The 22,035-nt window shown below is 68.9% G+C and carries 21 protein-coding genes; 8 read left to right on the top strand and 13 right to left on the bottom strand.

Annotation, left to right across the window (positions count from 1 at the left end; genetic code table 11):
- Positions 1–35: 35 nt before the first annotated feature.
- Genes DES52_RS13505 through hutU form a run of 5 tightly spaced genes read right to left on the bottom strand, consistent with a single transcriptional unit; the run spans position 36 to position 5,966 of the window.
- Positions 36–671: an MOSC domain-containing protein gene (locus DES52_RS13505; protein ID WP_110887343.1), complete on the bottom strand. Its 636-nt coding sequence runs from the start codon at positions 669–671 to the stop codon at positions 36–38.
- Between the two features lie 9 nt (positions 672–680).
- Positions 681–2,183, bottom strand: a complete 1,503-nt coding sequence (gene hutH, locus DES52_RS13500; RefSeq protein ID WP_110887342.1) for a histidine ammonia-lyase — start codon at positions 2,181–2,183, stop codon at positions 681–683.
- On the bottom strand, positions 2,180–3,391 hold the full coding sequence (hutI, locus tag DES52_RS13495) for an imidazolonepropionase (protein ID WP_110887341.1): 1,212 nt from the start codon (positions 3,389–3,391) through the stop codon (positions 2,180–2,182). The genes hutH and hutI overlap by 4 nt, the downstream gene beginning before the upstream one ends.
- Positions 3,388–4,299, bottom strand: a complete 912-nt coding sequence (locus tag DES52_RS13490) for an arginase family protein (RefSeq protein ID WP_110887340.1) — start codon at positions 4,297–4,299, stop codon at positions 3,388–3,390. The genes hutI and DES52_RS13490 overlap by 4 nt, the downstream gene beginning before the upstream one ends.
- The gene (gene hutU, locus DES52_RS13485) at positions 4,296–5,966 is read right to left on the bottom strand and encodes a urocanate hydratase (protein WP_110887339.1); all 1,671 of its coding nucleotides are present in this window, start codon (positions 5,964–5,966) and stop codon (positions 4,296–4,298) included. Before hutU ends, DES52_RS13490 begins: the two co-directional genes overlap by 4 nt.
- 73 nt (positions 5,967–6,039) lie before the next feature.
- Between hutU and DES52_RS13480 the strand changes: the two genes are divergently transcribed.
- A complete protein-coding gene (locus DES52_RS13480; protein WP_110887338.1) occupies positions 6,040–6,771 on the top strand; it encodes an IclR family transcriptional regulator in 732 nt (243 codons plus the stop codon).
- A gap of 249 nt (positions 6,772–7,020) precedes the next feature.
- The gene (locus tag DES52_RS22590) at positions 7,021–7,329 is read left to right on the top strand and encodes a hypothetical protein (protein WP_146237291.1); all 309 of its coding nucleotides are present in this window, start codon (positions 7,021–7,023) and stop codon (positions 7,327–7,329) included.
- 13 nt (positions 7,330–7,342) lie between these two features.
- On the opposite strand, the gene DES52_RS13470 is transcribed toward DES52_RS22590, so the two are convergent.
- Both DES52_RS13470 and DES52_RS13465 read right to left on the bottom strand, forming a co-directional pair.
- Positions 7,343–8,092 (bottom strand): metallophosphoesterase family protein, encoded by a 750-nt coding sequence (locus tag DES52_RS13470; RefSeq protein WP_110887336.1) that lies wholly within the window; start codon positions 8,090–8,092, stop codon positions 7,343–7,345.
- A 37-nt stretch (positions 8,093–8,129) separates the two neighbouring features.
- Positions 8,130–8,957, bottom strand: a complete 828-nt coding sequence (locus DES52_RS13465) for a nucleotidyltransferase family protein (protein WP_110887335.1) — start codon at positions 8,955–8,957, stop codon at positions 8,130–8,132.
- A 512-nt stretch (positions 8,958–9,469) separates the two neighbouring features.
- Between DES52_RS13465 and DES52_RS13455 the strand changes: the two genes are divergently transcribed.
- Positions 9,470–10,078, top strand: coding sequence for a hypothetical protein (locus tag DES52_RS13455; protein ID WP_110887333.1), 609 nt, complete (start codon positions 9,470–9,472; stop codon positions 10,076–10,078).
- A gap of 11 nt (positions 10,079–10,089) precedes the next feature.
- Here DES52_RS13455 and DES52_RS13450 read toward each other — a convergent pair whose 3' ends face one another.
- Positions 10,090–10,755, bottom strand: coding sequence for a hypothetical protein (locus DES52_RS13450; protein WP_110887332.1), 666 nt, complete (start codon positions 10,753–10,755; stop codon positions 10,090–10,092).
- A gap of 99 nt (positions 10,756–10,854) precedes the next feature.
- On the opposite strand from DES52_RS13450, the gene DES52_RS13445 reads away from it, so the two are divergent.
- Both DES52_RS13445 and DES52_RS13440 read left to right on the top strand, forming a co-directional pair.
- The gene (locus DES52_RS13445; RefSeq protein ID WP_110887331.1) at positions 10,855–11,859 is read left to right on the top strand and encodes an ATP-binding protein; all 1,005 of its coding nucleotides are present in this window, start codon (positions 10,855–10,857) and stop codon (positions 11,857–11,859) included.
- Positions 11,856–12,953, top strand: coding sequence for a vWA domain-containing protein (locus DES52_RS13440; RefSeq protein WP_110887330.1), 1,098 nt, complete (start codon positions 11,856–11,858; stop codon positions 12,951–12,953). The genes DES52_RS13445 and DES52_RS13440 overlap by 4 nt, the downstream gene beginning before the upstream one ends.
- A 25-nt stretch (positions 12,954–12,978) precedes the next feature.
- Here DES52_RS13440 and DES52_RS13435 read toward each other — a convergent pair whose 3' ends face one another.
- The 4 genes from DES52_RS13435 to DES52_RS13420 form a co-directional block, all read right to left on the bottom strand.
- On the bottom strand, positions 12,979–13,659 hold the full coding sequence (locus DES52_RS13435; protein ID WP_110887329.1) for an alpha/beta hydrolase: 681 nt from the start codon (positions 13,657–13,659) through the stop codon (positions 12,979–12,981).
- The gene (gene otsB / locus DES52_RS13430; protein ID WP_110887328.1) at positions 13,652–14,389 is read right to left on the bottom strand and encodes a trehalose-phosphatase; all 738 of its coding nucleotides are present in this window, start codon (positions 14,387–14,389) and stop codon (positions 13,652–13,654) included. Before otsB ends, DES52_RS13435 begins: the two co-directional genes overlap by 8 nt.
- Positions 14,386–15,762 carry an alpha,alpha-trehalose-phosphate synthase (UDP-forming) gene (locus tag DES52_RS13425; RefSeq protein WP_110887327.1) on the bottom strand — a complete coding sequence of 459 codons (1,377 nt, stop codon included), beginning with the start codon at positions 15,760–15,762 and terminating at the stop codon, positions 14,386–14,388. Before DES52_RS13425 ends, otsB begins: the two co-directional genes overlap by 4 nt.
- A gap of 147 nt (positions 15,763–15,909) precedes the next feature.
- Entirely contained in the window at positions 15,910–17,112 is a 1,203-nt protein-coding gene (locus DES52_RS13420) for a sensor histidine kinase (protein ID WP_170131053.1), read from the bottom strand.
- A 490-nt stretch (positions 17,113–17,602) separates the two neighbouring features.
- Between DES52_RS13420 and treZ the strand changes: the two genes are divergently transcribed.
- Both treZ and DES52_RS13410 read left to right on the top strand, forming a co-directional pair.
- Positions 17,603–19,405, top strand: a complete 1,803-nt coding sequence (gene treZ / locus DES52_RS13415; RefSeq protein WP_110887326.1) for a malto-oligosyltrehalose trehalohydrolase — start codon at positions 17,603–17,605, stop codon at positions 19,403–19,405.
- 100 nt (positions 19,406–19,505) lie between these two features.
- Positions 19,506–20,402, top strand: a complete 897-nt coding sequence (locus DES52_RS13410) for an isoaspartyl peptidase/L-asparaginase family protein (protein ID WP_110887325.1) — start codon at positions 19,506–19,508, stop codon at positions 20,400–20,402.
- 283 nt (positions 20,403–20,685) lie between these two features.
- Here DES52_RS13410 and DES52_RS22585 read toward each other — a convergent pair whose 3' ends face one another.
- Positions 20,686–20,889, bottom strand: coding sequence for a hypothetical protein (locus DES52_RS22585; protein WP_146237290.1), 204 nt, complete (start codon positions 20,887–20,889; stop codon positions 20,686–20,688).
- Positions 20,890–21,123: 234 nt separating this feature from the next.
- On the opposite strand from DES52_RS22585, the gene DES52_RS13395 reads away from it, so the two are divergent.
- On the top strand, positions 21,124–21,924 hold the full coding sequence (locus DES52_RS13395) for an SDR family oxidoreductase (RefSeq protein WP_170131052.1): 801 nt from the start codon (positions 21,124–21,126) through the stop codon (positions 21,922–21,924).
- Positions 21,925–22,035 lie beyond the last annotated feature (111 nt).

Here is a 22,035-nt window from a genome sequence, read left to right as displayed (position 1 = left end):
ACGCGCGGTGAAGGCTCACCGTGAGCGAAGGCTCCTCAGGCTTTCTGCGCGAGGTACTCTTCCCAGTCCTTGCGGCCCCGCTCGGCGATCGGGGCGCTCAACATGCGGCGCACCTCGGACAAGTCGGGCGCTTTTTGAAACCACAACTCGAACGCCTCGCCGATCGTCGGGAAGTCGGTCGAATGAGCCTTCTCGATCGGCATGCCCGCCTCGACGCGGCCTTCGCTCAGCACACGGGCGTAGAAACCGGGGCGGCCCACCTCGCGGAACTTCTTCACGAAGGCGAGGTCGTTCATGCGCGCCGCGAGCGTGTCGCATGGAATGCGCGGACACGTCACTTCCAGCACGACGTCCCCGATCTTGTAGCGATCCCCGATGCGAACCTCGCCTTCGCCGAAGGTCGTGAAGGTGAGGTTCTCGCCGAACGTCCCGGGCGCCAGCGCTTCGCCGAGCCGCTCGGACCACACGTCGTAATCGGCGGTCGAGTACACGTACACGGCTTGATCGGGTCCGCCGTGGTGCTTCGTGTCGCCCACGAAGTCTCCCGCGAGGCCGAGCGTGCCGACGAACACCGACCCGACCTGCGGCACCTTGAAGATGCCCGTCACCGCGGGCTTGCCGCTGATTTCGTGTTCTCGGGGTTGGGCGACGTTCACACAGGTCAGGTGCATGACGCCAATCTACAAGGAGACGACCTCCGAGGCGTCGAGAAGCGCCCCTCCGTACGCCAATGCGCGTACACGGTCGAGGTCGGGCTTGAAGTACCGATCCGCGTCGAACGGCGCGCTGACTTCACGCAAACGACGCCGCGCCGCTTCCACACCCCGGCCGGGCGCGAGCGGCTGGAAGTCGAGGGCCGCCGCGCCGCACAGCAACTCGATCGCGAGAACCGTGAAGGTGTTCTCCAAGACGTCACGCAATTTCCTCGCGGCGTGCGCGCCCATCGAGACGTGATCTTCCTGGTTCGCGCTCGTCGGGATGGAGTCGACGCTCGCCGGATGCGACAACACCTTGTTCTCGCTCACGAGGGCCGCCGCCGTGTACTGCGCGATCATCAAGCCGCTGCTCACGCCGGGCTCGCGCGCCAAGAAGGCCGGAAGTCCCGACAAGGACGGATTGAGAAGCTGCTCGACGCGCCGCTCGGAGATGGACGCGAGCTCGGCCACGGCGACCGTGAGGGCGTCCGCCGCGAGGGCGAGAGGCTGCCCGTGAAAGTTCCCGCCGCTCAACACCTCGCCCGACGGCAAGACGAGCGGGTTGTCCGTGACGGAGCCGAACTCGATTGCGAGGACGCGCGCCGTCTGCTCGACGACGTCGAAGGTCGCGCCGTGCACTTGCGGAACGGCGCGCAAGCTGTACGCGTCTTGCACGCGTCCGCAATCGGCGTGCGAAGGCGCGATTTGCGAATCGCGCAAAAGCTCGCGCATCTCCGCGGCGACCGCGAGGGCGCCGGGATGCGGCCGCAGCCGCACGAGGTCGTCGCGAAAGGGCGTGTGACTGCCCCGCATCGCCTCGACCGTGGTGGCGGCCGCGACGTTGGCGACGGCCAAGAGACGCTTGGCGTCCAGCACGCTCAACGCCAACAAGCTGCCCATCAGCTGCGTACCGTTGATGAGCGCGAGCCCTTCCTTGGCGCGCAGCACGAGCGGTTCGAGGCGAAGGTCGCTCAGGACGCTCGCCGCGTTTCGCGTCTCGCCGCCGAACGTCATCTCGCCTTCGCCGATGAGGGCGAGGGCGACGTGCGCGAGCGGAGCGAGATCCCCGCTCGCGCCCACCGATCCTTGCGCGGGCACGACGGGAAGGGCGTTCTCGTTGAGCAGAGTCAGCAGACGCTCCACGACGTCCTCGCGCACGCCCGACGCGCCGAGCGCGAGCGACTGCGCGCGCAGCAGCAGCATGCCGCGAACCACTTCCCTCGGCAGGGGCGCGCCGACGCCGATCGCGTGCGACACGATGAGGTTGCGCTGCAATTCTTGGAGGCGTTCGGTGCTCACGCGCGTCGTCGCGAGCTTTCCGAAGCCCGTGTTGACGCCGTACACGCTGCGGTCACCTTCCACGATGCGGTCGACGACGGCTCGCGACGCGCGAATGCGCCCGCGGGCGGCGGGAGAGAGGGTGACTTGTTCGCCGCCGCGCACGACGCGCTCGAAGTCGCCGAGGGACAAGTGCTGGTCGAGGATCATACGTCAGCCTCCAATACTTCGCCGTTCACGAACACGTCCCTCACCGGGGACGCGCCGAGGATGTACACGAGGTCTCGCCAATCGTCGGAGCGCAAGGCGAGAAAGTCCGCCTTGCATCCTGGCGCGAGGGCGCCTCGGTCGTGCAAGTCCAGCGCCGCGGCGGCGTTCACGGTTCCCGCCGTGAGCGCTTCGCTCGGCGTCAATCCGTTCAGGCGCACCGCGAGCGCGAGCGCGAGCGGCGCGCTCAGCAGCGGAGAGCTTCCGGGGTTGGCGTCCGTGCCCACGGCGACGACGGCGCCCGCGTCGACGAGGGCCCGTCCGGGCGCGGACGGCAAGCCGAGGTGCAAGCTCACGCCCGGCAGAATCGTCGCGACCGTGGAACTCTCGGCGAGAAGTCGAATTTCCGCGCTCCCGCTCGCCTCGAGGTGATCGACGCTGGACGCGCGAGCGTCGCACGCGAGCTTCGTGCCGCCGATCGCGTGAAACTGGTCCGCGTGCAACTTCACCCGCAAGCCCGCTCGGCGGGCCGCGTCGAACAGCCGAGCCGTCTCCTCGACGGTGAACGCTTCGCGCTCGCAAAAGACGTCCACGGCCTCGGCGAGTCCTTCGCGCGCGGCGATCTCGACGAGCGGTTCGCACACGTCGCGCAAGTACGCCGAGCGGTCGCCTTGCGGCACGTGCAGCAGCAGCGTCGGCGTGACCGTGACGCGAGACGAATCGCGCAACGCGCCAATGGCGCGCAGCATCTTCAACTCGCCGTCCACGTCGAGGGCGTACCCGCTCTTGATTTCGATCGTCGTCGCGCCCGACGCCGCGAGGGCGGTCAGGCGAGGCCGCGAACTGGCCACGAGCGCCTCCTCGCTCGCCGCCCGCGTCGCCGCCGCCGTCGAGCGAATGCCGCCGCCGCGCCTCAAGATCTCCTCGTACGTGACGCCGGACGTTCTCGCTTCGAAGTCGGCGAGGCGGTTGCCGGCCCAAACGAGGTGCGTGTGCGGATCGACGAGGCCCGGGACGACCGCCACGCCGCCAAGGTCGCGCTCCGCGTGCCCGATCGGCGCGTCCTTCCTCGCGCCGATCCAAACGACGCGGCCACCTTCCACGAGCATCGCCGCGTCTCGCGTCACCGTGAGGTCGCGCATGGCCCGCCCGCGCTTCGCGCCGAGCGTCGGCGTGACGACCTCGGAGATGTTCGTGAACAGCGAGCTCACGCCAGCACCTCGCACAACGTCTCGACGACGAGCCGCGCCGCGAGAAGCTCGCTGCGACCCGACGGGTCGAGGTTCGGAGCGAGCTCCACGACGTCGAGTCCCACGACGCGGTTCGACCGCGCGACGTGACGCAGCACCTTCATGGCGACGTCGTACGTGAATCCGTCCGGTTCGGGGCTGCTCGTGCCGGGCAGGACGGCCGGATCGAAGGCGTCGACGTCCACGCTGACGTACACGAGCTTCCCGGTCGGCAAGCTCGCCAAGACGTCCTCGAAGCGTTCTCGCACGCTCGTCATCGTCACGAGGGCGTGTCCCCTCGCCTTCGCGGCGCGCACCGCTTCCGGATCGAAGCGCAAGCCGCGCAGTCCGAGCGTCGAGATGTGCGAGAGGTTCGGCATGCTTTCCGCCGCTCGGCGAAACGGGCTGGAGTTGCTGAACGTCGAGTCGCCGCGCTCGTGCGTGAAGTCGAGGTGCGCGTCGAGCTGCACGACGTGCAACTCCTCGACGTCGTCGAACGCCCGCAGCAGCGGAAACGAGACGCTGTGATCCCCGCCGAGGAACACCGGCACGCGGCACCTCGCCCGCACTTGCCGCGCCGCGTCGGTCGTTCGCTCGCGAACGAGGTCGTCTCTCAACGTCGGCATGACGACGTCCCCGGCGTCGGCGAACGTCGCGCCCGCGAGGCGAAACGAGTCGGTCGTCAAGTCGTAGAAGCCCTCGCCCGTCGGCGCGTACCGCAAGCTCGCCTCGCGAATCGCTCTCGGCGCGAAGCGGGCGCCGGGCCGGAAGCCCAAGGCGAGGTCGAAGGGCACGCCGAGCACGCCGACGTCCGCTCGCCACGCGCCGCTCGGCTCCACGAGCGGCGCGCGCGCGAAGGTCGCGACGCCGCCGTACGGAGGGTGCGTCACGCGCGGTCCTTCACGCCGAGGCTCGGCAAGTCCAGCCCGCGCTGCTTCGCGACGTCCACGGCGAGGTCGTATCCCGCGTCGGCGTGCCGCACGACGCCCATGGCGGGATCGTTCGTGAGGCAGCGCGACAGTCGGAACGCCGCCTCCTCGCTCCCGTCGGCCACCGCGACCAAACCGGAGTGCTGGCTGTAGCCCATGCCGACGCCGCCACCATGGTGAAAGCTCATCCAGCCCGCTCCCGACGCGATGCCCACGCCGAAGTTCAACAGCGGCCAGTCCGACACGGCGTCCGAACCGTCGAGCATCGCTTCCGTTTCGCGGTACGGACTGGCGACCGAGCCGGCGTCGAGATGGTCGCGGCCGATCACGACGGGCGCCTTGAGGCGTCCGTCCGCCACCATCTCGTTGAACAGCCGTCCCGCGAGGTCGCGCTCGCGGTAGCCCAGCCAGCAAATCCGCGCCGGAAGGCCCTGGAAGGCGATTTGAGACGCGGCGTACGTCAGCCACGACTGCAAGCGCTCGTCGTGCGCGAAAAGCTTCAGTAGCGCCTCGTCCGTCGCGCGAATATCCGCCTCGTCGCCGCTGAGCGCCACCCAGCGGAACGGACCGCGGCCCTCGCAAAAGGAATCGCGGATGAACGCGGGCACGAACCCCGGGTACGAGAAAGCGTCCGTCACGCCCGCGAGCCTCGCTTGCTCGCGCAAGTTGTTGCCGTAATCGAACGCCACGGCGCCTCGTCGCTGCAATTCCGTGATCGCCGAGACGTGCCGCGCGATCGACTCTTGGGCCCGCGCCAAGTACTCGTCGGGATCTTGACGCCGTAAGGCCGCGAGGTCCTCGTCGTCGCGTCCCGACGGCACGTAACCGTACAGGGGATCGTGCGCGCTCGTCTGGTCCGTCACGAGGTCGGGCGTCACGCCGCGCCGCACGAGTTCCGGCAAGACGTCCGCCGCGTTTCCGAGAAGCGCGATGCTTAGGGCGCGCCCCTCGCGCTTGGCCTCCCTGGCGAGGCGAAGCGCCTCGTCGAGGTTGGCGGCCACCGTGTCGACGTACCGCGTCGAGAGACGCTTTTGGATGCGCGTCGGGTCGATTTCCACGTTGATGCTCACGCCGCCGGCAAGCTTCACGGCGAGCGGCTGGGCGCCGCCCATGCCGCCGAGCCCCGCCGTGACCGTCAGGGTGCCTTTCAAGCTGCCGCCGAAGTGCTTGCGTCCCGCGGCGGCGAACGTCTCGTACGTGCCTTGCAAGATGCCCTGCGTGCCGATGTAGATCCACGAGCCGGCCGTCATCTGCCCGTACATCATGAGGCCCGCCTTCTCCAGTCGGTCGAACGTCTCCCACGTCGCCCAGTTCGGCACGAGGTTGGAGTTCGCGATGAGCACGCGCGGCGCGAGGTCGTGCGTTCCCACGACCGCCACGGGCTTGCCCGACTGCACCAGCAACGTCTGGTCGTTCTCGAGTCGGTCGAGGGTCTCGACGATGCGGTGAAAGCTCGGCCAGTCACGCGCCGCCTTGCCGCGCCCGCCGTACACGACGAGCTGCTCGGGATGCTCGGCGACCTCGGGGTCGAGGTTGTTCATCAACATGCGCTTCGCCGCTTCCTGAATCCAGCCTTTGGCGGTGCGCGTCGCGCCGCGCGGCGCTCGCACGATCGGGGAGGTCGTCATGCCTTCAGTGTCGTTCGTGCGGCGCGCGCCCTCAAGCAGAGCGTCCAGCCATGCTGGACGCTAGACTCGAAGGGTGGAAGTCCGCTCGCTCGAAAAGGCCGCGTCGATCCTGAGGTCGTTCACTGCCAAGGCGCCCGAGTGGGGCGTTCGCGACCTCGCCGCTCACCTAAGTTTGGCGCGCGCCACCACGCACGCTTACCTCTCGAGCCTCGCCGCCGCCGGGTTCCTGCGCCGCACTTCCAAGGGCCGCTACCGCCTGAGCTGGAACTTGGCGGAACTCGGCGCCGAGCTCACGGCCAGCCTTCCGTGGTTCACGCCCGCGAGAACCGCGCTCGCCGATCTCGCCCTCGCCACGAACTCGCTCGGTTTCCTGTGCGTCCTCGAAGATGCCCGCGTGGTGTGCATCAACCGCGCCCTCGGCGACCCCGACGCTCCACCCGACGCCTTGCAGACCGACTTCGTGCTGCCGGCCAACGCGACGATCGCCGGCAAGATCCTCTACGCGCACGCCGATCTGCCTCCTCCGACGTTCGTGAAGTTCACGCCGAGCACCATCACCACCCTCGACGAATGGCAAGGTGAGCTCGCCCGCGTGCGGCAGCAAGGCTTCGCCCACGCCGTCGAGGAGTGGATCTCCGGTTACTGCGCGCTCGGGGTGCCGCTCGTGCACGACGGGGACGTCGTCGCGGCGATCGGGGTGCAACTTCCCACCTCCCGCTTTCTCTCCCGCGAACGCTCCCTCTTGGCGCGCGTGCGCCGCGCGGCCGAGCAAGCCGTACGTTCGCGCCCTCGGCCCACGTCCTGAGCGAATCACGCGTTCGTGCTCGCACTCGTCGAGCGGCGCCTCGATTCGGACTTCTTCCCTGGGCGGCTCCACCCGCGCCGACCACGCGCTTCGAAGATCGGGACGCTCGGGTTGGTCGTGACGGCGACACTTCCAAGTTCGATCGTCGGCCGAGCCCACGCCAACGGCGGCGCGGCGCGTCCGAAGGCTTCACTTTTGGTGAAGGGCGAGCGAACGTTCGAAGCGAGAAGCGCGACTACCATCGTGCATATGCACAACGTCGAAGCAGCGATCGAAGAATTGTTCGGCACCTTGCGGGCGACTTGGAAGGAAGCGCTCGAGCGCTCCGATCTCGACTCGAGCCTCTTGGAGGACGTCGTGAAGCGCGTTCAAGACATCGACACGGCCTTCGCGGCGTTCCTGCAGGACTTGACGCGCGGCGCGGCGAAGCCCGACGAGCTTCAAGTCCTGCTCGACCGCGCCCGAATCGAACTGCGCCGCGTCCGTCGCGCGACCGAAGGCGAGCGCGCCCCGACCGCCCCGTTCGCGTGGTACGGCCGAGAGCAACCGTTCGCCTAAAGAGCGCCGAGCTTCAACGCTCGGCGCTCGACCCGTCGGGCCGAAGCTCGATCACGCGGTAAGGCGCGTCGGGATGCACGCGGCGCATCAAGGGAAGCGCCACGTTGAACACCGGGACGCCCCCGCGCGTTCGCCCTTGCGGACTTCCCGCGTGCGCGTGCCCGTGCACCACCGCCGCGACCGGATGACGTTCGAGCGGCTCTTCGAGCCGACTCGAACCCAAGAACGCGAAGATCTCGATCGGCTCGCCTTCCACGGTCTCGGAAACGGGCGCGTAGTGAAGCATCGCCACCTTCTGCGACACGTGCAGCCGATCGAGGGCGGCCTCCAACTTCCGAGCTTCGTCGAGCGCTTCTTGCACGAACGCCTTGACGGTTCGCTCGCCCCACGCGCCCAGCGCCGCCCCGCCGAAGCCTCCGGCGAAGCCCTTGACGCCCACGAACCCGATGCCGTGCACTTCGTAGGCGTCGCCGTCGAGCACCTTGACGCCTCCTTCGCTCAGCACGGCCCGCACTTCGTCTTGCCGCCCGCTTTCGAAGTCATGGTTGCCGAGCACGGCGAGCGTCGGCAAGCGGATTCCGGCGAGCTCGTCGAGCAGCACGCGCGCTTCGTCAGGCGTGCCGTAGTCCGTGAGGTCGCCGGGCAGCAGCAGCACGTCGGCGTGCTCGGCGATGTGCGCGAACAGCGGTTGCAACGCGCCCCGCGACGACGTGGTGCAGTGCACGTCGCTCACGGCGGCGATTCGGACGGTGTCTCTTGGCATAAAGGTCCTCCGAGAGTGAATGAGAGCGAGGCGAGCTTCAATCCTCGCGGTCGATGGCGGCCGTCCACTGCGCGACGTCGCTTGGCGTCATGTACCCGCCCGTGACGCGCGCGTCGCGCAACGCGCCGTCTTCGAGATCGCTCAAGTACTGCGCGCGCGACAAAATGGGACCGCCGCACTCGTCGCTTTCGATTCGTTCGACCGCCTCCGCCCGCACCTCGTCGAGCAGACGGGCGAGCAACGCCTCGGGAACCCGGTGTCGCTCGCCGGGGTAGATGAAGCCGAACAGCACGAGGTGAGCGAGCAACACCCGCCGGTGGGGTCCGAAGCGAGAGACGAGGCGGTCCCAGTCGAGGCGGTCGGCGCGTGCGCGCAGCAGGTGCGCGACGTCCGCGCCGTCGAAACGCTCGCGTTCCTGCACGTAGGCTTTGTGCCAAATCATCTCTTCGGCGGGGCACAGCGAGACGGACTCGCCGAACACCTCGTCGTGCACGGCATGCTCGAACCAAGCGTCGTCCACGCGTCCCACGCCGTTGCTGCCCGAGAAGATCACGTCGATGAATTCCCGGCCGCGGTGCGCCTTGCCGAGCCAGTGCGGAAAGGTGAGGTCGGTTTCGTAGCCCGCGCGCGCCAAGGCGTCGAGCGTTCGCCGAGCGTCCTCGGGTCGCACGAACACGTCGAGGTCCTTCGTGTGCCGTTCGATGCCCGTGTATCGAGCGAGCGCGTACGCGCCGCCGAGCAGGAACGGAACCTCGGCGCGCCGCAACTCCTGAAGCGTTCGCACGTAGAAGTCGCGGGCGGCCGGATCGAAGACGCGGTCGGCGGTCGTGTCCGGCTCGGGATGGAAGTCTCCTTCGAGCGTCATGGCGGTCCTCCTCGTGTGCCTACAGTTTCCCGCGCCGCTGTGAACGCCCCTCGACTCCCTGCAAGGCGTCTTCAGACTCGGAGGAGAAGTCGGGCGGGTGCCGCGCACGCTCAAGAATCGGTGGGGCGGAGCGACGCGCGGGCTCATCATGGCGGCGCGTCGCTCCGCAGGATGAACCCATGATCTCGTGTCCTCGCTTCTCGCGCACGACGAGCGTCCTCACGCCTGAAGTCTCCGCGCCGACTGAACGGGACGGCGCCCTGACCGACGCGTTTCAACGTCGCTCTGCGCCGCGGACGCTCGACGTGCCGGCGGGGGAGAACATTGCTTTCGTCGGCGCGGGCAAGGCGCTCCCGCCCAGTCTCTCGATCGGCTTCCTCCGTCTCACCGCGGAACGTATTCTCCTCGACAGGCGAAACGTGGTCATGGATCGTGGCCGCCGCGTGCATGTCGGGCGAGCCGTCCGCCTCGCCGAAGTGCGGCGCGAGGACGCCTCGTAGCGAGGAGCGGGTATGCACTTGGAATTGCTGTCTTCCTTGCAAGCGTTGCTGCACGCGGCCCTCGAAGGCCGCCCCGTGTTCGTGGTGTCGGGCCGTCTCGCCGGACGGCCGTGGCGAGTGACGTACCATGCGGGGTTCGGCGTGGAGAACACCGTGGTCGCGCGGGCACTGCTCGAAGGAGACGACGCCGTGATCGCGAGCGTTCGGCGCGCCAAACCCGCCGACGTGAGCGCCGCGCACCTGTCGTGGCGAGACGACCCGCACTTCTCGCTGTTGCACCGTGAGTTTCCGGCGGGCGCGCCTTGGAAGGCTCAGGCGACCTTGCTCGCCACGTTTCCCCTCGTGCACGCCCTACGCGACGCGGCCGACGTTCGCAGCGCCCTCGACGCCTTCGCGCGACACGACGGCCAAGAGTGGCGCTTTCGAGGCGCTCGCGTCCTGCCGAGTTCCACCGGCCTGCTCGTCTACGCTCCGAACGACTCGGCCCTGCGGGCCTTGCTGCGCCCCCTGCTGCTCCAAGTGCCCGACGCACAGCCCACGCCCGCGCCAAGTCCGTCTTGGAAAGCTCCGAACGAGGAGCACCCCCCACCCCGCCGACGGCGCGCCCCGCCTCGCGAGTGAATCCGGGCGCTTCACCGACCGAGCGCTTCGAGGGTGCGCAAGGCGCCCGCCGCTTGCGGCTGCTCCAGCGTCAAGGCGCGCAGCAAGCCCAGCAACTGCCGATGCAGCGCCCTAAATTCGGCGGCGCGAACGGGCACGCGGCCCACTTCCTGAAGCTGAAGACCGTACCGCCGCCTCGTGTACGCCAGCAGATGCACGGTCGGTTCGTCCGGATGCCCTTCGGGAACGAGCGCCGTCGGCGACGCGCCCTCGAAGGGCGCCTCCTCGCCGAAGAACACCCCGCCGTGCTCCAGTGGCAGCGAGAGCGCCAGTCCGAACGTCGCCGCCGTTCGCGATCCCGCCGTCCACACGGTCACGCCGCACAGTCGCAACGACACGAACGCGTCCCTGAGGTCCCACGCGAGCGGCGCGTCTCCGAGCGCGCGAAGCCACTCGACGGCCACGCCCACGTCGACCGGCGTCGTCTGCTCCTCGCCGTCGAGCCGCGCGACGCTGCCGTGCTCCCCGGCGCCGATGTGCAGCCGCCGCGCCCGAGAGCCTTCCGAGCGGACGCCGAGGACGGCGCGCACCACGGCCGCCGCCGCGTCGCGCACGTCGTCCGGCGACACCTCGACGTCGGCATGCGCCGCCCTCATCATGATTCGTTGGCCTTCGCGCCGAATACGCACGACCGACATGATCTCCCGTGGGCTCGATCGGCATGGTGACGCGCGCCCGGTCGCGCGGCGGCGCCTCCCGTATCGTGAGGCCCGATTTCCCTTCGCCGCAGGAGCCGCATGAAGCCCAGTGAACTCGAACGAACCCTTCACACCGTCATCGAACGGCGCCTGCACCTCACCGTCATGTTGTGGGGCAAGCCCGGCATCGGCAAGAGCGCCATCGTGCACGACGTCGGACGCGCGCACGACCTGCCGGTCTTCGACACGCGCATCAGCCAACTCGCGCCGACCGACTTGCGCGGCCTCCCCATTCCGGACCTCGAGCGGGGCGTCGCGCGGTGGCTGCCGCCGCAGTTCCTGCCGCGCGAAGAACGCGGCATCCTCTTCCTCGACGAGCTCAACATGGCGCCGCCCGTCATGCAGGGCATCGCGCAGCAACTCATCCTAGACCGCCGCCTCGGCGACTACGAGGTGCCCCAAGGCGTGTTCATCTGGGCGGCCGGAAACCGCAAGGAGGACCGCGCGGCCGTGTTCGACATGACGCGGCCCGTCGCGAACCGCATGATTCACCTGCACCTCGAAGAAGACCTCGGCGACTTTCGCGCGTACGCGGCGCGGCGCGGCGTGCACGAACACGTCGTCGCCTTCCTGGGGTACCGCCCCGCTCTGCTGCACGACATGAACGGCTCCGACCTCGCCTTTCCGAGTCCGCGCACCTGGGAGATGGCGGGCCAGTTGCACGCGGCGGGCCTCGGCGTCGCGCCCGCCGTCGGAAACGCCGCCGCCGGTGAATTCGAGGGGTTTTTGCGCGTGTACGACCGCTTGCCGGACGCGGAGGCGATCCTCGCGCGAGGTCCTCGCGCGGGCGTTTCCTTTCCGCGCGGCAGTGACGAGCGCTGGGCCATCACGACGGCGCTCGCGTTGCGCGCCCGCACGCCGCACGAAGCGGGCAACGCCTTGAAGTGGATCGGCGCGGCGCACGCCGAGTGGATGCAACTCACCGCCAGCCTTCTGCTGCCGCGCCTGCGCGCCGAAGGGCACTTCGCGGCGTTCGCGGCGCTCCTCACCACGGACTCGGAACTCGAAGCGCTCATGGATCGGTACGCGGACGTCTTGTCGTGACCCGAGCGCTCGAAACGCGCTTGCAACGCGCCGTCATCCTGTTGCGCGCCCGCCATCCCTTCTTCGGCGTGCTCGCCTTGCACGCCGAGCCGAGCGCCGCCGAGCGCGTCGCGGACCGCGCCGTCCCAACGGCCTGCACCGACGGGCGGCGCGTCTACGTCAATCCGCGCTTCGCCGAGACGATCACGGACGACGAACTCACGGGCGTGCTCGTGCACGAGGTGCTGCACGCCGCGCTGCGCCACGTTCCCCGCTCTGCCGGACGTGAGCCGACCCGCTGGAACGTCGCGGCGGACGTCATCGTGAACGGCATCGTCGTGCGCGACGGCCACCGACTGCCGAAGGGAACGGTGCGGCGCGAAGACTTGGAGCACCTCAGCGTCGAGGAAGTGTACGAGTTGCTGCCGAGCGCTCCCGGTCGCCTTCGACTTCCGGACGAGGCGCGCGACTTGTTCGACCGCGCGGACGAAGCAAGTGTGGACGAGGCGGCCGACTTGCAAGCCTTCTGGCGCGGCGCGCTGCAAAACGCGGCGGTGACGGCGCGTCTGCAAGGCGAGCTGTCCGTCGGAGCCGCCCGCGCCTTGACGTCGAGCGAGCCGAGCGTCGATTGGACCAGCGCCTTGTGGCGCTTCCTGACGCCGAGCCGCGACGACTTCGGCGACTTCGATCGGCGTCACGTGCACCGCGGTTTGTACGTCGAAGACCTCGAGAGCCACGACTTGCGCGTCGCGCTGTGCGTCGACACGTCGGGCAGCGTGACGCCCGCGCACCTCGCGCGCTTCCTCGGCGAGGTGTGCGGCATCCTCGGCAGCTATCCGCACGTGCGCGCCGAGTTGTATTACGCGGACGTCACGCTGCACGGTCCGTACGACCCGGATCGGGAAGACGTCTTGCCGACGCCTCGAGGCGGAGGCGGCACGGACTTCCGCCCGTTCTTCGACGTGACGACCGGCGCGACGCTTCGCGTGTACCTCACCGACGGGCACGGCACGTTCCCGCCGACCGAGCCGTCCGGCGAAACCTTGTGGGCCGTACCTCCGGGCGGCAAGCTCGACCACGAGTTTCCCTTCGGACGGGTGCTGCGGCTCGTTTGAGCGGCGCTTCGTGCGCGGCCTTCGATCAGCGGGAAGGGGAGACGTTCAGCGTGCGTCGCAGCCACGCCAGCAAATCGCGGTCGACGGCGTCTCGACACTCGTCGAGGCCGTGCCGACAACCCGGGTAGAGGCGCAGCTCCCTCGGCTCGCCCGCCCGTTCGAACAAGAAGCGCGAGCAGGCGTCGGACAAGATCTCGTCCGCCTCTCCGTGAAGCAGCAGCAGGGACCGCGGGCTGAGCTTCCCGACGGCGTCCGCGCCGTACGTCTGGCTGCTCAGGGCGACCACGCCGATCACCGCGTCGCAGTTCGCGCCCGCGTTGATGACGACCGCGCCGCCGAACGAGTGTCCGACGAGCACGAGGCGCGTCACGCCGAGCGCTTCGAGGTACGCCGCGCCGACCTGCACGTCCAACGTGCACTCCACGAGGTGGTTCGGGAGGCGGTAATCCACGCGCAGCGACGTCACGCCCTGCGGCGCGAGGACGTCGGCGAGTCGCGCGTACAATCCGCCCGCCGGTCCGCCGAGGCCGCCGCCCGCGCCGAACACCCACAGCACGCCCGCGCCGCCGAGGCCGCTCGCCGGTCGGTGCAGACGCGTGTCGACGCTGCCTCGGCTGGTCCGCAAGCGCACGACGTTCGCCGCGCCTTCGCGTCCCGCCACGTCCACGTCCAGCAAGCGAATGTCCACGGCGCCTTCGTCAGCCATGCTCGCCCTCCTCGCTCGGCGCGTTCGCCCACGTCCTCAGGAGCGTCACGACGTCACTCGGACTCGCCACGCGGTGCCGAGCGCGCGTCTCGCCCTCGCCGACCTTGATCGTGACGCCGCCCACGTCCGCCAAGACCTCGAACGCTTCCTCGTCCGTCACGTCGTCGCCGACGTACACGGGCAGGTGATCGGGAGCGTCCCTCGCGAGGCGCATCACGGCCGTGCCCTTGTTCGCGCCGCTCGGCCGAAATTCGACCACCCGCTTGCCGCGCAGCAGCGTCCACCCCTCGGGCACGGGCAGACGTTCCAGCCGCGCTTGCACGTCGCCCGCGAGGTCGTCGGGCGTCGCGCGGTAATGCACGGCGAGCGTCACACCCTTGTCCTCCAGGCGCCGCCCCGGGAAGTCGGGGACGGCGGCGGCGAGCTTCGCCACGGTGCGCGTGTGTTCGCGCGGCAACGCCTCGCCCGGCCACTCCAGCCCGTGCAAGCCCACGATCGGCAAGTCGGGCGATCCCAGAAAGGCCCGCACCTGCGCGCTCGGTCGGCCGCTCAGGACGCGGAGCAAGTGCCGCCCGCCCGCCAAAAGCGCCGCCACCGCTTCTCGCGCGCCCGCTTCCGGCACGGCCTCCTCGGGCGTCGGCGCGATCGGCGCGAGGGTGCCGTCGTAATCGAGGACGATCAAGAGCGGCCTTCGCGCCAAGGCTGCCAACGCTTCGACGCCGCTCGTCACGACGTGATCTCGGCGAGGCGCGACAGAAAGCCTTGCGCCCAAGCGTGCACGTCGTGCGTCCGCACGTGCTCGCGCAGGCGCGTCATGCGCGCCTCGCGCTCCTCCTCGGGCAAGGCCAGGGCCGCTTCGAGCGCGTCGGCGAGGTGATCGGGGCTGTACGGATGGCACGGCAAGGCGTCTTGCAACTCCTCGCTCGCTCCCGCGAAGGTCGACAGCAGCAGCACGCCCCGCTTCGACGCGCACGCGAACTCTTTCGCCACGAGGTTCATCCCGTCGCGAAGCGGCGTGACGAGCATCACGTCCGTCACGAGGTAATGCGCGACGAGTTCCGAGAGGCTCGCGCCGTGCGCGACGAAACGCACCGGGGACCACAAGCTCGTGCCGAAGCGACCGTTGATCCGGCCCACGAGGTGCTCGACGCGCTCGCGAAGCGCGCGGTACTCCTCCAAACCTTCGCGGCCCGGCACGGCAAACTGAACGAGCGTGACTTCACCGCGCAGGTCCTCGCGGCGTTCGAGCAGCACTTCGAACGCTTCGAGCCGCTCGGGAATGCCCTTCGTGTAATCCATGCGGTCCACGCCGAGCAGCACGCGCGAGCCTCCCAGAGTGCCCTGCAACGTCCGCGCCGTCTCGCGAACCTCCTCGGACTCGGCGAGCGCCATGATTTCGCGCGCGTCCACGCTGATCGGATGGGCTTCCACGCGAACGTCGCGCCCCTCGAACCGCACGCCGCCCTCCGTCCGCGTGACGCCGGGAAGGGCGAGCGCCGCTCGAACGAAGTCGTGCGCGTACTCCTCGGTGTGAAAGCCCACGAGGTCCGCGCCGAGGATACCGCGCGTCACCTCGTCCAGCCACGGCAGCACGCGCATCATGCTGTACGGCATCCAGGGAATGTGCCAGAAGAAGCCGACGCGCGCTCGCGAACTCGCGCGCCGCAGCAAGTTCGGCACGAGCGCCAACTGGTAATCTTGCACCCACACCGTGGCGTCCTCGTGAAGCGACGTCGCCTCCGCGAAGCGGGCGTTCACTTGGCGGTACACTCGCCAATCGGCTTCGCTGAGCGTCACGAGGTTGGACAAGCCGTGCGACACCGGCCAGATCGCTCCGTTGGACAAGCCCGTGTAGTACCGCTCGACTTCCTCGTCGCTGAGCGAAACGCGGTCCAACGTGAAGCGCGCCTCCTCCTGCGGCAAGTCCACGGACTTCACGTCGGGCTCGGCGTCGGCCCACGCCACCCAACGGCCTCCTTGGCGTTCCACGATGGGCGTGAGGGCCGCCGTGAGGCCGCCCGCCGGAGGCTTCCAGCGCAACGTTCCGTCCGAATCGCGTTCCGGCGTGTAAGGCCCTCGATTCGAGATCACGGTGAGGCTCACTTCGCGCCTCCTGCTCCGAGCGTCGACATGGCGAGAGTGTAGCGGCGCCGCTCGGCTCGCGGCTTCGCCTTCCTCGCGGTCGAGCTTGAGCCGTCGTTCACGTCTACAGCCGCGCGCCAAAAACGTGGCGTCGCTCGAGGACCGCCGTCACACGTCGTGCAAAGTCGGCTTCTTCGGCCACGCGAACCAGAAGGTCGCGCCACGATTCGCAACGCCTTCCGCCCAGACCCGCCCGCCGAAGCGGTCGCACACCCGCCGCACCGTCACCAGTCCGACGCCCGTTCCTTCGAACTCGCTCGACGGATGCAACCGGCCGAACAACTGGTAGAGCTTGTCCTTCGAGCGCATGTTGAAGCCGACGCCGTTGTCCTGCACGCCGATCTGGTACTCCGAGACCGTCTCGTGCACGCGAACGTGCACACGCGCGCCACTTCGTCCCTTGGTGTACTTCAAGGCGTTGGCGACGTACTCGTCGAGCACGAGGTACAACGCTCGGCTGTCTCCCTGCACCGTCGGCAGGACGTCGCTCGTGACCTCGACGTCACGGTCCGCCATGACGGGTTGCGCGTTCTTGAGAACTTCCGCCAGCACCCGGTTGAGGTCCACGGGCCGCACGTGGACGCGCATGCGCCGCATCTGCATGTGGCGGTCCATGGACGCGAGGAGCGCGAGGATCTCCTGCACGGCCCTCTCCACGTGCAACAGGGGACGGCGAGCCGACTCCGCCTCGTCGCCCAGCGACGACCCGACGATGCCGAGGTAGCTCATGGCGCGCGCGACGGACGGATGAAGTTGCTGAATGAACGCCGTCACGATCGCTTCGAGCTCTTGGCTCAGCAAGCGCACCTTCAAAGCGTGATCCCTGAGGGCGACGTCCTGCGCGGCGTTCGCGCTCAGAAGGTCTTGATGCGCTCGCTTGTGCGCCGTGATGTCCGTGGCGATCAGCAAGCAACCCGGGTCGCCGCCGTCTCGGCGGTCCAAGGCGAGGTCGAGCAGCGCGTCGTACGGAGCGCCGTCCGCGTGCAGCAACTGCACTTCGCCGCGCTGCTTCAATTCGTCCTCGAACACCTGCCGCAACAAGCGCTCGAACGTCGTGCGCGACGACGAGGTCATGAACGGCGTCAACGTCTTGCCGACCAGTGCGTCCTCCGCTCGCCCGAGCAGACCGCACGCGGCGGCGTTCACGGCGGTCACGCGGCCTTGTCGGTCGAGGCGGAAGTACGGAGCGGGCGCCTCGCTGAAGAGCGTCATCGCGTGCCGCGTCGCGGTCTGGACTTCCGCTTCCAGAGTTTGCACGCGCGCGGAAAGGGCGGCGAGTCGCTCGTGGACGATCGGATCTTGGTCTGCCATGGTGAGGTTCGACGAGCGCCCCGAGGAAACGGCCACGCCCCGAGACGGACGCTCGGACACCGAGGCTCTCTCGGGTCGATGCTACCGAAGAGAGCTGCCAAGCGGCGCTCAGGCTTTCTTGAACGTTCCCCGAACGTCTTCCTCGCCTCGGTGCCACGAAGGGTGAGGGTCGAGCGACGAGTCACGTCCACGTGCGATGAGCTCGACCTGAAGGCGCGCTCACCGACGTCGAGGACACGGCTCAAGTCGCCGATGTGGCCCCTCAACAATTCTTGATGTTCGCCGAGGCACGCCTCGGTACCCTGAGACGGTCGAGGCGACCGATTCTTCAACTCATGACAACCGCACAGCCGATTCGATCCACCTTTTCGCTCGCTTCATCGCGCCGGCCTCGACGCGCCTCAACGCCCCGCCTTCTTCCGGCGGGTTCTTTACTGCCTCACGGGGACGAGTCCTCTCGTCCCCGTCACCCCACTTCACGGAAGTCACGATGACCGACACGCTCTCCACCCGCGCCGTTCCGCCCCTCGGCGCCTTCGTCACCGACGAAGGCGTCACCTTCCGCCTGTGGACCACCACGGCGAGCGAAGCTCGCGTCGTCCTCTACCACGACGACGGACGCTCCGACCCTCGGCCCTTGCGCTTCGCCGGAAACGGCGTCTTCGAAGGCACCTTCGAGGACGTTCGCGACGGCGCGCGCTACAAATTCGAACTCGACGGCCAAGCCTACCCCGATCCGTACGCCCGCTGGCTTCCCGACGGCGTTCACGGTCCCGCCGTCGTGTGGACGTCCACGACCGCCTTCCGTCACGCGGCGCCTCCGTCGCGTCCCGGCGACCTCGTGATCTACGAGGTGCACGTCGGGACCTTCACGCCCGAAGGCACTTACCGCGCCGCGACCGAGAAACTTCCTCACCTTCGCGCGCTCGGCGTGACCTGCGTCGAGTTGATGCCGCTCTCCAGCTTTCCCGGCGAGCGCGGCTGGGGGTACGACGGCGTCGCGCACTTCGCGCCGTTCGCGCCCTACGGACCTCTCGAGGACCTGCGCACCTTCGTCGACGAGGCGCACGCGCTCGGCTTGCGCGTCATCCTCGACGTGGTCTACAACCACTTCGGACCGGACGGAAACTACCTGTACGCCTACAGCCCCGAGTACTTCACGTCCGAGCACAAGACGCCTTGGGGCGACGCCCTGAACTACTCCAATCCGTTCATGCGCCGACTCGCCCTCGACAGCGCCGAGCACTGGCTGCGCACCTTCGGCTTCGACGGCTTGCGCCTCGACGCCACGCACGAGATTCACGACGAGCACCCACCGCACTTCCTCTCGGAACTCGCCGCGCACGTGCGCGCCGTCGGCGACGAGCTCGGCACGCGGCCCGTCTTGTTCTGCGAGGACGACCGCAATCTTCCCGACCTCGTCACGACGTTCGGGATGAACGGCGCGTGGGCGGACGACTTTCACCATCAAGTGCGGGTGCTGCTCACCGGGGAACGCGACGGGTACTTCGCGTGCTACCGACCCGTCGTCTCCGACTTGGCGCGCTGCATCGAACGCGGATGGCTGTACGAAGGGCAAACGTGGCCGCTCGGCGAACCGCGTCCGCGCGGCGCGTCCGCGCGCGCGCTGCCCGCGTCGAGCTTCGTGTACTGCATTCAAAATCACGACCAGATCGGCAACCGCGCCTTGGGAGACCGCCTTCAGGCGACGGCGGGCGAGGACGGCTTTCTCATGGCGAGCGCGTTGCTGCTCTTCTTGCCGATGACGCCGCTGCTGTTCCAAGGCCAGGAATGGATGGCCGCCACGCCCTTCCAGTACTTCTCGGACCACGCCGGGGAATTGGGGCGCCTCGTGACGCAAGGGCGACTCGCGGAATTCGGCGCCTTCGAGGCGTTCAACGACCCGGACGCCGCGACGCGCGTGCCCGACCCGCAAGCACGCTCGACCTTCGAGAACAGCAAGCTGGACTGGAGCGAACTCGAACGCTCCGAACACGCCCGCGTGTTGACGCTGTATCGCGCGCTGCTGCGCTTGCGGCGCGACGACCCCGTCCTCGCCCACGCCTCGCGAGACGCTCTCGAAGCGGGCGCGTCGGACGAGGTGCTGTGGGTGCAACGGACGCACGCCGAAGATCGCCGCGTGCTCCTCGTGAACTTCTCAGGCGCGCCCGTCGCGTGGACGGACGTGCGCGGCGTGCCGCTCGACGACCTGCAACCGCTCCTGAGCACGTCGAGCACCGCTCAAAACCACCTTCCCGCCAAAAGCGCGGTCCTCCTCGCTCCGAAAAGGTGACTCGTCATGAACCCATCCCGCCGTAGAACCCTCGAACGCCCCGCGCGAACCGCCGTCGGAACGCGCACCTCGCCTCGAAGATGGTGGTCCCGAGGTCACGATGCCTGACGAGTCCGCCCGTTGGGCGATCATCGTGCATGGCGGCGCGCACGAGGTGCCCGCCGAGAAGGCCTCGGCGAGTCGCGCGGGCTGCCTGGCCGCCTTGAACGCCGGACGCCGCGTGCTGGAGGCGGGCGGCACGGCCGTCGAAGCCGTGGAGTCCGCCATTCGTGTGCTCGAAGACGACCCCACCTTCAACGCGGGCTTCGGCTCCGCCTTGACGTCCGAGGGACGCGTGGAGATGGACGCCGCCATCATGGACGGCGCGACGCTCGACGTCGGGGCCGTCGCGGGCCTCACGAGCGCGCGTAATCCCGTCAGCGTCGCCAAGCAGGTCCTGCGAGAACGCGCCATCCTGCTGATCGCGCGCGGCGCCGACGCGTTCGCACGCGAGCGCGGCGTCGAACTCACCGATCCCGTCGACCTCATCACGTCCACGCAACGCGAAGCCGTCGAGGATCACGACACGGTCGGATGCGTCGCCCTCGACTTGCACGGACACGTCGCCGCCGGCACCTCCACCGGAGGTCTCACGGGTCAGCGGCCCGGACGCGTCGGCGATTCCCCGCTGCCCGGATGCGGCTTCTACGCCGATGACACGGTGGGCGGCGTCGCCTTGACCGGCGAAGGCGAATCCATCGCGCGGATGATGACGGCGGCGCGCATCGTGCACGACATGAAGGAGCGAGGCCCGAACGCCGCCGTTCGAGGCGCCCTCGAGGAGATGACGCGCCGCGTCGGCGGTGATGGCGGCGGCGTCGCCCTCGACAAGGACGGCCGCGTCGGATGGTGGCACAACAGTCCGCACATGCCCGTCGCGTACCAAACTTCCGACACGCCCGAACCGCGAACGTTTCTGACGAAAGAACAAGAAGCAGAGGCACACCCCCTCGACTGAGACGCCGTTGCTTCGCAACGCTCGCCGACGACGTTCAAGACGGACACGCTGATTTTGCTGCCGCGCTCTTCCGTCAGCGAGAGCGCGGATTTCGGCGCCCCCGACCTTCGAGGAATCGAGGTGTGCACCGACGAAGCGAGCGTGCGGGCCCCCGGAGAGGTCGACATGCAAAATGCGCTGCCGCGAGAAGCGCGCGCCGTGCCGAGTCGCGGTGACGTCACCCGGGTGGAAGGCGGCTGCGCCGACCGCGAGGTCGCGGCACACGTGCTCGTGACGTCGACGTTCAGGGCGGGTCGGTCTTCGCGCCCGAGGTGACGCTGTTCGACCGCAGCGGCGCGCGATGGAAGGACGCGGTGGCGTTGTGCACGCCCGGCACCGAACGGGCAGCACGCACAGCCTCATGAAGTTCGTCTCGAGCGACGTCGCGGCGTTCGTGAACGACCGGCGGAAGTTCAACGGCCTTCCCATGCTCGACGTCGACGAGCAAACCCTCCGAACCTCGCCCGTCCTTCCCGAGGCCGCCTTTGGACGAGGGGAGAGCCGAGACACGCCGAACGCCGCGGGGTGGGACCGTCTGTTCCACAACTCGCTCGAACAGTCCCTCGCCCCTCGGCGGTCCTGATTTCCTCGGGCCGACAGATTCGTCCGGTACGCCACGACGCTGTTCGACTCGCCATAGGGACTTCTGACCTGACGTGCCGTGTTACGGATGAGGGCAGCCATGAGAGTCCTCATCATCGGAGGTACAGGTACACTCGGACGTCCGACCGCCATTGCATTGGCCAGGCAAGGCGCGACCGTCCGGCTCCTCAGTCGGCGCGCCTCCCCAGGGGCGAGCGAGTTCGAGCAGGTTCGAGGCGACGTCGTGACGGGCGAGGGCCTCGCCGTCGCCATGCAGGACGTGGACGTCGTTGTGCATGCCGCGCACGACCCGACTCGTCCCGCTCGAGACCTCGCCGGGGTTCGCAACGTCGTCGCGGCCACGCGCGACGCTAAGGCCCAACAGCTCGTGTACGTTTCCATCGTCGGGGCGGCGGCCGTGCCGAGCGTTCCCTTCTACCGCGCGAAAGCCCAGGGAGAGCGCCTCGTGGCGAACGCCCCCGTGCGATCCTCGACCTTTCGCGCGTCTCAATTTCACGAGTTCGTGTCGCAAACGTTGCGTCGTCTCGACCGCCTGCCGATCTTGCCCGTTCCGGCGGGCGCGCGTTTTCAGCCCGTGGCGGTGGCGGAGGTCGCCGCCGCGCTGACTCGACACGTCCTGCACGGCGGGCCCGACACGCTCGTCGGCCCCGAGGTGCTGGACTTCGAAGACCTCGTCGAAGCGTGGCAGTCGGCGCGCGGACGAACGCGCCGCGTGGTGCCGTTCTCGCTGCCTCATCCTGCCCTGCGCGCGCTCGCCGCGGGCGCCCTCACGTCGCCGGACGCGCCCCGCAGCGTTCAGCGCTGGTCCGAATGGCTGCTGGAGGCCGAGGTGACCTCGAAGAAGCCGCCGCGCGGCACCGAGCGCCCGACGCCTCGTTGACCACCTTCCTGTGGCTGACGCGAGGCGAGGCCCGGTAAGCTCGCCGCCTCGCGTCCCGGTCGATACAAAGCGGCCCGAAGGAATCGGGCGCTCCGCGCTCGGATCGTCGCC

The sequence above is a fragment of the Deinococcus yavapaiensis KR-236 genome, from assembly GCF_003217515.1.
Classification (GTDB): Bacteria; Deinococcota; Deinococci; order Deinococcales; family Deinococcaceae; genus Deinococcus_A; species Deinococcus_A yavapaiensis.
The sequence above is the reverse complement of the archived record's forward strand: the minus strand, read 5'-3'. Positions and strand labels throughout refer to the sequence as shown.